The 14,254-nt window shown below is 44.5% G+C and carries 14 protein-coding genes; all 14 read left to right on the top strand.

What is annotated here, in order from left to right:
- Positions 1–15: 15 nt before the first annotated feature.
- Positions 16–3,735, top strand: a complete 3,720-nt coding sequence (locus tag ACX93W_RS05190; RefSeq protein WP_459391240.1) for a hypothetical protein — start codon at positions 16–18, stop codon at positions 3,733–3,735.
- 11 nt (positions 3,736–3,746) lie between these two features.
- On the top strand, positions 3,747–4,178 hold the full coding sequence (locus ACX93W_RS05185) for a hypothetical protein (protein WP_459391239.1): 432 nt from the start codon (positions 3,747–3,749) through the stop codon (positions 4,176–4,178).
- Between the two features lie 3 nt (positions 4,179–4,181).
- Positions 4,182–4,325 carry an XkdX family protein gene (locus tag ACX93W_RS05180; RefSeq protein WP_459391238.1) on the top strand — a complete coding sequence of 48 codons (144 nt, stop codon included), beginning with the start codon at positions 4,182–4,184 and terminating at the stop codon, positions 4,323–4,325.
- 57 nt (positions 4,326–4,382) lie between these two features.
- Entirely contained in the window at positions 4,383–6,458 is a 2,076-nt protein-coding gene (locus tag ACX93W_RS05175; protein ID WP_459391237.1) for a phage tail spike protein, read from the top strand.
- A 59-nt stretch (positions 6,459–6,517) separates the two neighbouring features.
- Complete coding sequence (locus ACX93W_RS05170; RefSeq protein WP_459391236.1) at positions 6,518–7,063, top strand: hypothetical protein; 546 nt, start codon at positions 6,518–6,520, stop codon at positions 7,061–7,063.
- 489 nt (positions 7,064–7,552) lie between these two features.
- On the top strand, positions 7,553–8,302 hold the full coding sequence (locus tag ACX93W_RS05165) for a hypothetical protein (protein ID WP_459391235.1): 750 nt from the start codon (positions 7,553–7,555) through the stop codon (positions 8,300–8,302).
- Between the two features lie 248 nt (positions 8,303–8,550).
- Positions 8,551–9,300 carry a BRO family protein gene (locus tag ACX93W_RS05160; RefSeq protein WP_459391234.1) on the top strand — a complete coding sequence of 250 codons (750 nt, stop codon included), beginning with the start codon at positions 8,551–8,553 and terminating at the stop codon, positions 9,298–9,300.
- 163 nt (positions 9,301–9,463) lie between these two features.
- Entirely contained in the window at positions 9,464–10,195 is a 732-nt protein-coding gene (locus ACX93W_RS05155) for an NPCBM/NEW2 domain-containing protein (RefSeq protein WP_459391233.1), read from the top strand.
- Between the two features lie 268 nt (positions 10,196–10,463).
- Positions 10,464–10,928, top strand: a complete 465-nt coding sequence (locus tag ACX93W_RS05150; RefSeq protein WP_459391232.1) for a hypothetical protein — start codon at positions 10,464–10,466, stop codon at positions 10,926–10,928.
- Positions 10,921–11,445 carry a hypothetical protein gene (locus ACX93W_RS05145; protein WP_459391231.1) on the top strand — a complete coding sequence of 175 codons (525 nt, stop codon included), beginning with the start codon at positions 10,921–10,923 and terminating at the stop codon, positions 11,443–11,445. The genes ACX93W_RS05150 and ACX93W_RS05145 overlap by 8 nt, the downstream gene beginning before the upstream one ends.
- Before the next feature lie 107 nt (positions 11,446–11,552).
- On the top strand, positions 11,553–11,789 hold the full coding sequence (locus ACX93W_RS05140; protein ID WP_459391230.1) for a hypothetical protein: 237 nt from the start codon (positions 11,553–11,555) through the stop codon (positions 11,787–11,789).
- Between the two features lie 63 nt (positions 11,790–11,852).
- The gene (locus ACX93W_RS05135; RefSeq protein ID WP_459391229.1) at positions 11,853–12,152 is read left to right on the top strand and encodes a hypothetical protein; all 300 of its coding nucleotides are present in this window, start codon (positions 11,853–11,855) and stop codon (positions 12,150–12,152) included.
- A 4-nt stretch (positions 12,153–12,156) separates the two neighbouring features.
- Positions 12,157–12,360 carry a holin gene (locus ACX93W_RS05130; protein WP_459391228.1) on the top strand — a complete coding sequence of 68 codons (204 nt, stop codon included), beginning with the start codon at positions 12,157–12,159 and terminating at the stop codon, positions 12,358–12,360.
- Positions 12,347–13,876 (top strand): phosphodiester glycosidase family protein, encoded by a 1,530-nt coding sequence (locus ACX93W_RS05125; protein WP_459391227.1) that lies wholly within the window; start codon positions 12,347–12,349, stop codon positions 13,874–13,876. The genes ACX93W_RS05130 and ACX93W_RS05125 overlap by 14 nt, the downstream gene beginning before the upstream one ends.
- The last annotated feature ends 378 nt before the right edge of the window (positions 13,877–14,254 follow it).

Here is a 14,254-nt window from a genome sequence, read left to right as displayed (position 1 = left end):
GAGGCTAAAAAAGAGATGGCATTCATTCCAAGGGTTATCGAAAAGCTTCTGGATATGATTAATCTTCAGAGACACAACGACAACTACGCCGACATTAAAACAGAATTAGATAAATCAGATGCGCACATTGGCAATTCAGCAGTCCATACTACACAAATCGAAAAAGATAAACTGGCTGGAATTCAAGCAGGCGCACAAGTCAATCCGGGAGCAGCGACAACATCCGCAGCCGGTTTAATGTCTGCCGCAGACAAAAGCAAGCTGGATGGTGTTGCGGCTGGGGCGAATAATTACACACATCCCTCATCGCATCCACCGTCTATTATTGTTCAGGATACAGGTAATCGCTTTGTGACCGACACCGAGAAGGCAACCTGGAACGCCAAGGCGGGGACAACAACAGCGACTGTATCAACCGATGGATTGATGTCTGCCGCTGACAAAACGAAGCTTAATGGCATCGCTGCGGGGGCGGAAGTAAACCAAACCGCGTTTGGTAACATTAACGGCATCGCGGCGCAAGCGAAAACTGATTCTTTGGACATTGTTGGCGACATCGGATTAACCGTGACCACTGATCCAGTCAATAAGCAAATAAAACTTACCGTGACAGGAGAAGCAGCTCCAGGCGCACATGCAATTACGCATTTGCCTGGGGGATCTGATCCAATTCCAACAGCCACTACATCTACAGGCGGCTTAATGAGTGCACAAGACAAACAGGATCTTACTGCTGCAAAGACAGCAATAGCAGAAGGCCAAACAATCCCGGCCCCCATACAGCGGGGAGTCAACGTCATCCAGTCCGATCAGGCAAGCGGGGCAACGTTTAGGGTTATCGGCTGCACGCTCTGTAACATATTGGGACGCGATGGCGGTTGCGAAAGTCTAACTCCGTTTCAGACGTTTGGCACGGTGGAATTGTCCACAACGCAGAAACGGAGCGGAATTAATGCCATCAAGGTTACGGCATCCGCTTCAACGTCAACGTTTTACAAGGATTATGCGTATGTTCTTGACGCAACCAAACAATATCTATTCGGCTGCTGGGTCTACATTGAGTCATATACATCGGGAACGATTAACGTATCATTACGTGACGCAGGCACGAACACATCGCGTTATGCTGCATCTGTAAACACCTCGCTTGTAGGGCAGTGGCAATTCGTCCCGTTAAAAGTCCCGACAGCAAATGTTTTAGTGGGTAACGGATTTAGGACGTTGTTAGGCGTAACAACAGCGACGGCGATCGTTTATTTCGATGAAATCCGCCTCTACGAACTATCCGCCGCCGACTACGCCGCCATTGGTACAACGATAACCGGAGAAGCAATAGACCGCCGTTGGCCTTACGTAGACAGCGTACAGCATACGCGGGGGCTGTCGGTAATGATGCCGGGTAAAAACTTGCTCAAGGGCGCACCTGACGCAACGCTTCCAGAAATGGTGTTGAATGCTCCTTATGATTTCTCAATGACTCGCAGTTCTACAGGACTTAACACAATCACGGTTGATGTTAAGCCCGGAACTGTGTATACGCTAAAAGCAGATCATAGCGGATATATGAATGTGAGGCGCGGTGTTAGTGGGGCCGTAATTTCTGGAACGTCAAGCCAAACGCTAACCTTTAACACTGATATCGAGACTAAGGTTACTATCGGTCTTGGCGTTAATGGCGCGGGGAGTGTTAGTTTCAAAAACTGGATGCTCGTACTTGGCGGGGCCGACCAATTGCCCGCAAGCTTTACGCCTTACAATCCAACCTACGCCAACGCCGACACGATACTCGCCAGCAATGTAGACCGCACAATCGCGGACAGCTACGACAGCGCAACCGGGCAGATTTTCCGACGGTTAGTAATTGGATTAAAGATGGATGGTTTAAAAGATGTGGGACTAGAGGGCGTGTATACAGGATACAAGCGTTTGTATCAAAACATTGCAGTGCCGACAAATACGATCCAGCATCAAAATGCTGTTAGATTTGATGGACTCGTTTTGCAACGGTATGGGCCAGCTCCGATAGCCGCAGATCACTTTGTCATTACAACGAGCGATAATAGGGTTTATCTCTCGGTTGGTAATACTTTGAGCGGATGGGTAGACGCAGTAGCCCCTAACTCCAATGCAAGGAAAGGACTATGTAATGGTTGGCGGGCGAACGGCAACAACGGTAGTATCTATAACTCATGGGTGTCAATCTTAACTGGTGAAGCCCCAACAACCAATACTGAGGCGTATGTTGCCGCCAACAAAGCCCCCGGCTGGGACGCATACGCCACGCTCGACTACGTGCGGGCAACACCGATCACGGAGCAACTGTCCGGCGATCTTGGCGGGCTGAATGTGGTCAAGGGAGGAAATCAGGTTGAGTTGATGGAGGGTGTTGTAGTAAGAGAGCGGGCCTATCCCAAATTAGACGGCAGCGGATGGTACATTATGTCCGCTGACTCCACGGAGTTTTGGGGATCGTCTCGTGTTAAGTATACTACGCGTAAATTTTTGTCGGTCTATAAAGGGATGGAGTTAGATAGTAGTTGGAGAGCTGTGTCAGGCCCTCCAACGTTTATTTCGGCCAACTCTGCAAGGTACACCGCCGCCGAAATCGCAGCAAATGAGTGGTATGTCGATTACATCGTCTTGGACAAGCACTCATATACCGCCAACGTCGTTGATGCAACGCTTATCTACCGCAGCACGCTTGGGGGAGCCGTGGCGCAGGCTACGCAGGATATCGCCAAGTTGCAGCAGCATAACGGTGTGCAGGATTTTGCGCTCGACTACATCGAGGCCAAGGCGGACAACAACGCTCACGACCTCGTACAGCGTAACAGCTACGGCACAACAGCCGGTACAGCAACGGCATACACGTTAACTCTTACGCCTGCTCCGCAACTTGTCGAGGGTATGCGCGTTATGGTCAAACTGCACGTAGATAACGGCGCGAATCCTACGCTTAATGTCAACGGGACGGGGGCGCAAGCAATCCGCAAGCCAAACGGATCGGCTCCGGCAGCAGGGCTACTCAAGTCCGGCTCCGTGTATACGCTGGTCTATAACGGAACGGCTTTTACGTTACAGGGTGAAGGGGGTGAGTACGGAACAGCGGTGGCAGCCGAAGTGTTGGCGGGCAAAACGATTGGGACGGATGCAGGAATCGTAACTGGTACAATGCCGGATCGATCCAGCCAAGAACCGGACGCGATATCCACGTTCTTATTTAATCCCGGCACCGGCAACCGCGTATACCTCAAGCCGCCGACCGGATATTATCCAGGCAGCGGAAGTTTCGGCAATGTGCGATCAGCAGCGCAGCCGGATTTGATTGCGGCTAACATCCGCGCAGGTACAAGCATTTTTGGGCTTGTCGGTACGTTGATCGAGGGTAAGCGCTGGGCACAAGGGACTTCGCCATTGCAACATTTTGACCGTTATCACAAAATCACTATAACCGGTCTATCTTTTCAGCCATCTTTTATATTCGTCTCTACTTCGGGAATTAACGCTCCATTAAGCAGCGCATGGGCAAGCATCAGCCCGCAGTTTACAGGCGGGATACTTACTAATAAGTACCCTGACACAAGCTCCGGTTATATTCGAATGCAAGAAAATGGAGCGCAGGGAACGGGGAACGATCAATTTCAAATTACAGCAAACGGCGCGGAAATAGTCGTTTACTATGATAGCGGAGCTGGTGTCCCCACAGCAAGCCCGGCATGGTGGGCATTTGAATAGGAGGGCATGACATGCAGATTGGGCGAAAGATTTATTACGAACTGATAACTGGTAACGTCATATTGGACACAGGGGAGCGCTCCGGCGATGTAGTGGAAACGACTTCGGAACAAGATTTCGCGTCCTATGCGGCATTGGCGGTGCGAGTCCCGGAGTCAGTCGGTATGTTGCAACTGGAATACGGACAATATGCAGAGGACTTTGCCGCGTGTAATGGGTACCGAGTAGACCCGGACACAGAGCAAGTCCTTTTTTCGTACCCAGGTCCCGACGAGCCGGAGACGCCGGTATTTCAGCGTCCGCTTACGGAGACGGTAGCTGCTTTGGAAAATGAATCGGCGCTTATGGCGTTGGAACTGGTCGACACCCAAACGAGGCTCCAACAGTCTGAGGCTGACCATGCCGCACTCCTGCTTGAGTTGGTAGACAAGGGGGTGATCTAAAGCATGGATTGGTTTGGGATCGTTAAGCGGCATTATGATGCTGGACGTTACAACGACGAGCAAGTAGCCGTTTTTGTCGCAGGTAACAAAATCACAACAGAGCAATACCAACAAATCACAGGTACAGAGTATGGCTCCGCCACATAGGCGGGGCTTTTACTATTTAATGTTCAGGAAAATTTTCCTTAGGTGAGAGGGGATTACATGCTTAAGGTATTTGATAAAAATCTTGTGCCGGTAGGTGTATTGCCGGATGCAATGGATGTAAAGCGGACGCGCCGCCTAAATTCGGATTATGAATTAAACTTCACGTTACCGATGGATAGCGAGGATTTTCAAAAGGTACAAATTAAAGGCCACGTTCAAGATGAGCGTGGCCAATTTTATGTTATCAATGACCGGTCCAGGAAACGGGATGGTATGAAGCGTCTTGTTGAATTTGACTGTATGCATGTGATGTTCAAAATGTCGGATATGAAATTTCCGTATGCCTCTTATATTGAGGAAGCCTATGGAGTCAATATTTCAACGTTGCTGAATTCCATTTCGGCGGCGACAGGCGGCAAGTTCACGTTTGTTCTGGATGATTCATTCGACCTGAAGGACGTTAAAGACTTCGGGCGCGGCAACTGCTTGCAGGCACTGAACAAGGTTGTGGAGCTTTATAGCTGCGAGATCGAGCCGGACAACTTTGTCATTCATATTAAAAAACAAATCGGTGCGGACTTTGGCCTCCAGTATCGGTATCAGAAGAACATTATTAACGTAACCTTCCGCGATAGTAGCAGAGCGCTTGTAACGCGTATGTACAGCCAGATGAAAGATGGACGAACATTCATTGGGCTACCAGCGTCAAACCTTACCACGGAGGAATACGCGCTCCTGAATGCTGTTCCCGGCGCAATCGTTGACGGGGTAATACGAGTCAATTATTTGATTTCTCCATATGCCGGTTACTGGTCGAATTCGACCAACACTTATTTTGATGGTGAGACGATCAATCAGGACATAGAAGATCCGATGGAGTTGTTGGAGTACACCAGAAAGATGCTGCGGGAGAACGAGGTTCCAGCGATTGACGTTTCTATTAATGCAGCCGACTTGAACAAAATCGACGATGACGAACCGCAAATCCATTTGGGCGATACCGTGACCATGTTTGATGCTGAAATGGAGATCAACGGAATAACGGCGCGGGCCATGGAAGTCACAGATTATCCTTTCGAAAAGAACAAACATCCGAATGTCACGCTGGCAAACTTCTTTCTGCGAGACTATGACGATATCATTGCTGACCTGGACAAGTCCAAACAACTTGTCGATAGTATCATCAGCGGGGGAAAAGTCCGGACAGCAGCCTTTGAAACATTCGCAGCTCAAGCCGTCCATGACATCAATAACAGCAAATCCGAAGTTATCTATGATGAGCGCGGAATTGTCCTCAGGAGCAAACTTAACCATAATGACCAGGTAGTTCTATCCTCCAAAGGCTTGTACGTTACTACTGATGGGGGAGATACAGCAGATGCGGCTCTTACTGCTGCCGGATTGGTTGCGGAAAAGGTTATTGGCAAACTCGGCAACTTTATTGAAATTGAGATCGGCGTTTTAAACAATGTCTTCAAGGCAAACGCCAGTGGAATCCACCTTGGACATCAACAGTTTGCAAATGCCCCGTTTCGCGTAAACATGGCCGGTCAGTTAACAGCTACCAATGCTTATATAACAGGTAATATTAATGCAACGGGAGGGACGTTTGCAGGTGGTATTGTTGCCTTAGGAACGATCACAGGCGGCACATTCTATGGCGGCTATATCGCAACATCTTCTTCTTACCCAAGAGCAGAAATGTCTAATACAGGACACTTCTTTGCAGCGTATTCAACTCCGACAAACTTCCTGAAAATATATGCCGTTGAAAGTGGAGTGCCAATGATTTATTTTGATAATCCATCCAACGTTTCTCGTTTGTATCAAGAGGGAAACAGCCTATCGCTTGCGACATTCGGAAGCATGTTATTGGCTTCAGCGGATTCTTTGACTCTACGGTCAACAGGTGTCACATCGGATATAGTTTTTACTCCTGGAAACAATGGATTTGCCCGATTTGAAAATTGGAGTAAATTATACTCAACAAATGGAGGGCAGACATTGCAGCAGGCTCTAAATGCAAAGGCAAACGCATTTTCAGGCGCTTCAGGCCAAGTCTATGTGTCTTCTACGCCTGGAGGTCCGGCGAATATTGCTCTAAACTTCATTAATGGATTGCGAGTTTCCTAATTACACCACATTATGAAATCTGTTATAATGTGCTTAAAAACGGGAAACGAGGTCGAATTATGAAAAAATATGTAATAGGATTTATCATAGGTGCGTTGTTGATGTTTTCGGGACAGGCGCTTGCTAATACAGTTTCAAGAATCGGGTTAAAGGTTGGGGCGGAGGCAACTGTTATTCTAAACGGTAATCAGTTACCTGATGCGATTATAGTAGACAGCAAATCCTATGCGCCGGTAAAAGACATTGCGGATGCTTTCGGAGCTGATGTGAAGTATGAACCGGCTTCCAAAGGAAAGAAAGCGGTGATTACAATGGTTGGTGATGTGAAACAATACCCTTCTGATTTGCAAATTCTAATCTTACAAAAGGAAAAAGAGGAACTTGTTAACGATCTGACGCTAAATCACAATTCCGTAGAAAATGCAAATAAGTATTTAACTGAAGCGAAACAAAAATACGAAAACACATCTTTGGAATGGGAACGCTCAATGTATGAACAAGACATTGAAACTTACACTAAGATGAAGAATGAAAGCGAAACGCGATTAAAGGAAATAAATAAACGCCTTGCTGAAATAAATACTGAATTAGAATCACTGAAATAAAAAAAACAGTAATAGAAAGCGAGGATGACAAACATTAGTCCTTTATTAAAAGTAATAGGAATCTTATGCGGATTAATTGGTGTAATATCAGGCGTTGTTAATTTAGCTTCGGGAGCTAACTTTCTGATATTTATTTCATCGACGATTCCTCTATTAGTTTCAGCAGTATTGTTCTATGCTTTCGGTGAATTACTGGAATCGGTGAACGCCATAAAAAACAAATTGGTAGGAGCGGCACACAGGGAACAACCACCAAATGACTACCAAAAGATTAAACATCCAGAAAACGTAAAACAGTAGTTTCGGCATTAATAAATAAACACTATATTTGAAGCTCTAAAGGAATAACATAAATATACTCCTCTACCCCACTCCTTATTGGTGTGGGTTTTTCGACATTTATTGACAAAACATCCTATGGACAGACATGGTATATCATGGGAGTATAATGATAGTTCAATAGACATAGGATGTTGGGGGACAGTCGAAATGAAGAAAGCAGTTATATACATCATTCTTTTTATCTCTATACCCATTATTATTAATTACGGTCTACTAAGCTGGAGAGCCCCAGGTGTTAATGGAGACGTTGGTGATTGGATCGGTTTTTTCGCTAATTTTCTTGGTGTAATCGGCGCCGTAGTAATAGCTTTGTATCAACTTAAAAAGCAAAAAGAACACGATGAGAAAAAAGATATTGAAAATAACCGTTCGTTTGTTGATGTGCATGATTTTAGGGCTCCGATGATGCTTATTGATGTCAAAACTCACGAAAATAGTAGAATAGTTATGACAGAGGGGTATGAATTACTGAAAAAAAGTTTGCTCCCTAGAGAATACAGGAAACTTCAGGTTCCTTATTTTAAGATTTCTCATCATGGATCAGGACCATTTATCACTAACTGTTCTATAAAAATAAACCTCTCTTACGTTATTAATGATAACAAACATACGGATGAATGGGATTTCTATCTCGCCTCCATTGAGAAGGATGTTGAAATATTCATACCTTTGGTTCCCCTAGAAATACCGGTAGGGGTCACGATTGACATGAATGTTTTTATTTTTAAATATGTGACAGTTAAAGGCGAAAAACTTACTCTTTACAGAGATTATAAAGATGATTTGGAATTCCTTCGTGACGAGCATGGCAACAACATCTATATGAATCCCTTGAAGACTGTAGACTGGATTTATCCTAATAAAATCGTGAATAAGAAAGAAGAAGAAAGTAAGTAGGACTAATTATTTTTATAGTACCGATATTCACGCGAGTTCACAAAGAACTTTCGTATCTCATTAGCCGCCACTATATAGTTGGTGGCTTTTTTAGGTTAATCCGCAGTAAATGCGTAGCGTTTTGCTTATACGATGAAACTATAGAATAACTCAGCAGCAACCATTGGGTTAATTCTTCAATTTCATTATTGATGCAAAACGCATGACGGGGTATACTCCCGTCCAGCATCTCCAAAGGAGACAATAGTTTGGAGAAACCACAAGTATTTAGTCACGAATCATTCGGAGATATCCCAGTAATCGTTTTGGAAGGCGTAGAATGGTTTGGAGCTACTGAGACAGCATCCATTCTTGGGTTCAATAAGCCCCATGACGCGGTATCAAACTATGTTGACGGGGATGACTCCGCCGTTCACGGAGTCATTGATTCAATGAATCGGAAACAGTCAAAAAAGTTCATTAATGAATCAGGACTTTATAGCTTGATATTTGGTGCAGCCAGACAAGGTAATAATCTGGAAATCAAGGAAAGAGCAAAGAAATTCAAACGATGGGTTACAAGCGATGTATTGCCTTCTATCCGCAAACACGGCATCTACGCCACTGACAACGTGATCGACAATATATTAAATGATCCTGATTTCGGTATTGAGTTGCTAACCAAACTTAAAGAAGAACGTGCAGCTCGTGTTAAAGCAGAGCAAACCAATGCTATTCTGATGCATGTTAACAAGACATACACCGCTACTGAAGTAGGCAAGGAGCTTGGGTTCAAGTCTGCGATAGCACTCAATAAAGATTTAGAGGATCGCGGTGTTCAATTCAAAGTAAACGGCACATGGGTTCTTGGAGCGAAGTATTCCGATTGTGGTTATACAGAAATCAAACAAACTCCGCTGGATAACGGAAAAGTCGTTTATGATCGACGCTTTACCCAATTGGGGAGAGAATGGCTTTTAAATTTGTATAATATAAATGAAATTGCAATAAATTCTTAAAAGCTCATCAACCGATGGGCTTTATTTTTTTATCAGACCAGTTTATTAATTTATATATAGCTATTTTTCCGACAATTTCTCTTTTCCTAAAAAGGAGTTTTGTGGAATATGTCGAACTACTTCAATAGTCCGATATTACTACATAACAGAAAGAGGGATTGCATTGAAAGATAAGCTTAAAGGACTGGTTGTAGGTATTTTGGTAGGTACGATGATTACGGGAGGATCGGTTTTTGCTGCAAACAAGATGAAAATTGAAGTGAATTACGAAAACCTGAAGTACATGGTCGATGGAGTTGAGAAGAAGCCTTCAATTGGACAGGGATTCATTTATGATGGAACTACATATGTGCCACTTCGTTTTGCAGGTGAAGCGCTTGGTAAAGATGTGAATTGGGATGGAAAGACGAAAACCATATGGATTGGAAAGAAAGAAGGGAATTTTAAATATTTATCGGAAATCGATTATTCTAGAGCAGAAGGCAAAGCTATTGATTATTTGAGAATAAATGAATGGAAAAATCCTCCTGGCCAAAATTTTAATATTGCAGGGCAAAAGTATTTTAGTGGTTTAGGACTGGGGTTCCAGGGTCAACAAACGGGAAAAGTATCATATAACCTTAATGGAAATTACAGCAAACTCTCAGCTCTTCTCGGAATTGATGATTCCACTAAGAATTCAGTGAATTTTGGTCGACTTACAATAGTTGGTGATGGTGTAGAACTTTTTAAATCTGATAAACTAATTGGTGGAGATCCAGCAAAGGAGATTAGCGTAGATTTGTCTGGAGTGCTCAAGTTAGAAATATTGTTTGAGGGAATTGAAACTGATGCATTTGGAAGTTACGCAGATTACTTAAATATTGTATTCGCTGAAGCGAAGTTATTCCAGTAATCATAAACATTAAATCCGTACTAAATAAGAACTAAATAAAGAATACAATAGAAATATGAAAAGCTCTCGACAAATGACGGGGGCTTTGTTTGTTTTGCTTTCTGAAATACTGTCTAATAGTAATTAAGAACTAATTGTTCACATTTTGTTCGTTTTTGATTAATACGAAAGAAGGATTTAACACATAAATGGAGAAATGTTACAGTGACATTATGTAGCAGCAAGTTCTCCAACCGATGGAGCATAACTCAAAGGTGATTAAGCAGCGATGATAAAGGAATATAGAGAAAAGCTAAATAAGGTATTCTTTATTGTATTGTCTAAGGGAATGGGGAATGTTGGTCATGAAGACGATGTTTTGCACATGATAAACACCCCTTTGTTATCTCTTTCTGAAAAGTTGCCGTTCTCCAAGACTATATTTGCAACAGTTGCATTTAATATAATTGCTCGTGAATATAACGATTTTCATTTGAAAATTATTAACCCGGATGGAAAGACTATTCAAATTGTCGATTTGAACGAATATGTCATGGCTCCGTTGCAGAATGCACCTAAGGCGGAAAATGAAAATGAAGGTATTGCGTTAATGGGGGTAATAGGTGTAAAGCTAGGTGAAGTGGTCGAATTCGAGACAACAGGCGAATATAATTTTGTAGTATACTACAATGATGAACCGATTGGTATATCTTCATTGTTTATTGATGATGGTGGAAGTGATATGTATGAGTAGCGTCAATAAGAAGAGGTCTCGTAATTTATTTTCGATTCCCAACAACGGCGAATTCAACAAATATTACCCCCATATAACCTCTCCTCCTTCATTTAATATTGCAATAGAACAATTAACCAGAGGTTACAACGAACGTGCTTATGGATCGGGAGAAAGTGGTGATAAAATGGATGAATCCACAAAAATGATGATAGAACGACTCGAAAGGGATTCTAGAGAACGTGAAGAAAGATACCACAATGACGCTCGAGAACGTGAACAGCGATTAGAGAAACGTTTTGAGCGTATAGAAACGTTATTAAGTTCCTCTCGTCAAGAGATGCGTGATGACATAGCAGGTTTGAAGTCTGATATGAAAAGTGATGTTGCTGAGATTAAAACAGACTTTAAAGAAATGAAGCAAGATTTCAAAGATCTAAAGAAGTCTACTGACGACACTAATAAATGGATCATCGCTTTAGCCATAACTACGATTTTAGCAATAGTTGCCGTTGCGGTCAGCGTGTGGGTTAAGTGAATTTTAATTATCAGTAGTAATACAGTAGTTTTTATTATATACAATAGGAATATCAAAGCTCTCGACAGTTGTCGGGGGCTTATTTCATTTCGAGGGGAGAAATTAATTTGGCTGAAATCAAAAAGAAACTGGAAATCCTCGCCAACGTCGATAATCCAGTTGAAGAAATCAAGGAATGTGTAATTGCCATATCCATTATGCATGGCGTAGGGCAATTGGAGATTCTGAAGCAAGTTGAAATGTGGCTTGGGGAAACGATTACCGCAGCTGAAAAAGGTACCAAGGCAGCAGAAGAGGCAAGGTCAAAAGAAGCTAAACCAATAGAGGAGCAAGAGTCCAGTTAATCGGATTCTTGCTTTTTTATTTGCTTAGGAAAATTTTCCTGACCTTATGGAAGGGGTGATGGATTGGAAAAAGATACTTTGATAACGGTTATTGCCGTGATCGCTTCCCTTACAAGCATTTTTATCGGCTGGTGGGGAAGAGGCCGGACAATGAAGCAAGACGTTGCTTCTGGTGCAACCAAAGACGCTGAATTGAGAACTGACATGCAGTATATCAAACGGGGAATCGACGATGTTAGGATTGACCAAAAGTTACAGGGGCAGAGGTTTGATCAGTTGTCAGAGCGAGTAACACGAATTGAAGAAAGCACAAAATCTGCACACAGGCGGCTCGATAGATTCGAGAGCGCGAAAGGGGAATAATCAAATGACAAAAGAATGGATTAAAGCAGCAACAGTAAGGGCGGTAAAAACGGCAGCTCAAACGGCAATTGGTGCTATTGGGGCTGCAACAGTATTTAATCAGGTGGGCTGGGCAACGGTAGGCGGCACGGTGCTTCTCGCCACTATTACAAGCTTTTTAACATCATTGGCAGGCTTGCCAGAGGTTAAAAACGATGATCGGGCATAATCGCGCCAGCATCAAAAATGGTAAGGTCGAGCATGGCCCACTGACTTACCCGCGCACCGGCAAATACAGCAAGGCCGATGGCTATACCGATTACCGCCAGCTCGATATCCCGGCAGCAGCTATCATTCGAACGGAGTTGGTCACGGCAAAGGGGAAAACGGTATCCGGCATCCTGGCTGATATGGTCAAAAAATACGGCGGTAGTTGGGTATGCCTCAACGCCGCTTTTTTTGCGCCCGATGGCAGTCTGCTGGGCCTGACGCATCAAAACGGCAAGACGACCTATCCAGATGTCAAAGGCAAGACGGAGCAGCGCCCACACCTATACCGCAAGGGCGGACGCTTTGGCATTGGCAGACAGGCCAGTCCTGCGGGGCTTGATTGGGCTATCTCTGCTGTCCCTACGCTTGTCCAAAGCGGCAGCGCGGTCCTGACTCCAATTGCAGCGGAGCAAACGCCATCGGACGTTACAGCCACTAACCCGCGCATGATCACGAGCATCAAGCCGGATGGCACACTGGGCATCGTCGTTGTGGACGGTCGTGGCACTTATGACAAAGGCTTTACCAGCAGAGAGGCGGCGATCCTTGCGGCTCACCTCGGTTACACTAATGCGGTTAACCTGGACGGCGGGGGCAGCGCTACGCTGGCGGCGAATAACGACCAGCTCCGCAAGCTGCTGGACATCGACAAGGCCAATGGCAATAAGCGTCTGTATCATGTGGCGGACATGGGCGCGGATCAGCAGGAGCGCGTAGTCCATCATGCGCTTTGTATTCAGGTCGATCCGGCCAAGCTGCTGCCTGATTATATCGTCGATCACATTCCGGCAAGCACGCCTAAAAACCGCCGTTCGGGGAGAATGCTTAAAGCTTCAACCCTGACCATACACAACACTGGTAATCCAACCAGTACAGCTCACAATGAGCGAGCCTGGCTGACAAATCCAAAAAATGATGTGACGGCCAGCTATCATATTGTTATTGGTCCAGAGACAACAGCAGCGGACAGCCGGATTGTCGCTATTGAGACACTTCCTCTTAATGAGGTTGGCTGGCACGCTGGAGACGGTACTTTGGCAACCGGCGGTAATATGACATCTATCGGCATCGAAATTTGCGAGAGCGGTAATTATGCAGCCACACTAGAATTTGCCGTACAGCTTGTGGCCGAAATGCTGAAGGAACGCGGTTGGGGCGTTGATCGGTTGCGCCGCCATTGGGATTGGCCGTCATCCTCTGGCTACCGTAAGATTTGCCCGCGCCTCATGTATAATGGTGGGGAATGGACGGGCTGGAAAGAGTTTAAAGGCCGTGTCGCCGCTGCTCTTAATCCAGTTGTAAGCCCTCCGTATACTGTCAGTGATCAAGTCAACATTGAGGTCAACGGCAGGATTCTGGAGCAGAAGGGAACGCTTAAAGACGGAGTAACAAGCGTTCCTGTAAGGGTAGTCGCTGAAGCTCTTGGAGCTGAGGTGAGTTGGGAAGAAACTCGTCGCACGGTCGTCATTATATAAAGCAAAAAGAGAAAGGTCGTTTCTGTTTGATTTTCAACAATAATAAAACCCCAACAATGTCGATATTACAGCATTCTTGGGGTTTATTTTTTTTAGACATCAGGATAAAATATTTGCATTTTGGATAGCCCCATCAGATGTTACATCCCCATTAGTCCATTAATAATTTCGCTATTCTTCCTTAAAACTTTCCATATTCAGCTTCGACTCATTTTTCAGGCTCCAACTTGGTGGGGTGAAATCTGATTTTAGGACTATCTAACATGAACTGCCAAATAACTATTTTATCCTTTTTAGTTCAATTGGAGTGTAAGACCGCCAAAAAAGATGCTGTCAGTTAAATCCTCTTCCAATAGACAATCAATCAAGACGACATAA

The organism is Paenibacillus sp. CAU 1782 (assembly GCF_054551715.1).
This window is presented reverse-complemented; position numbering and strand designations above follow the sequence as displayed.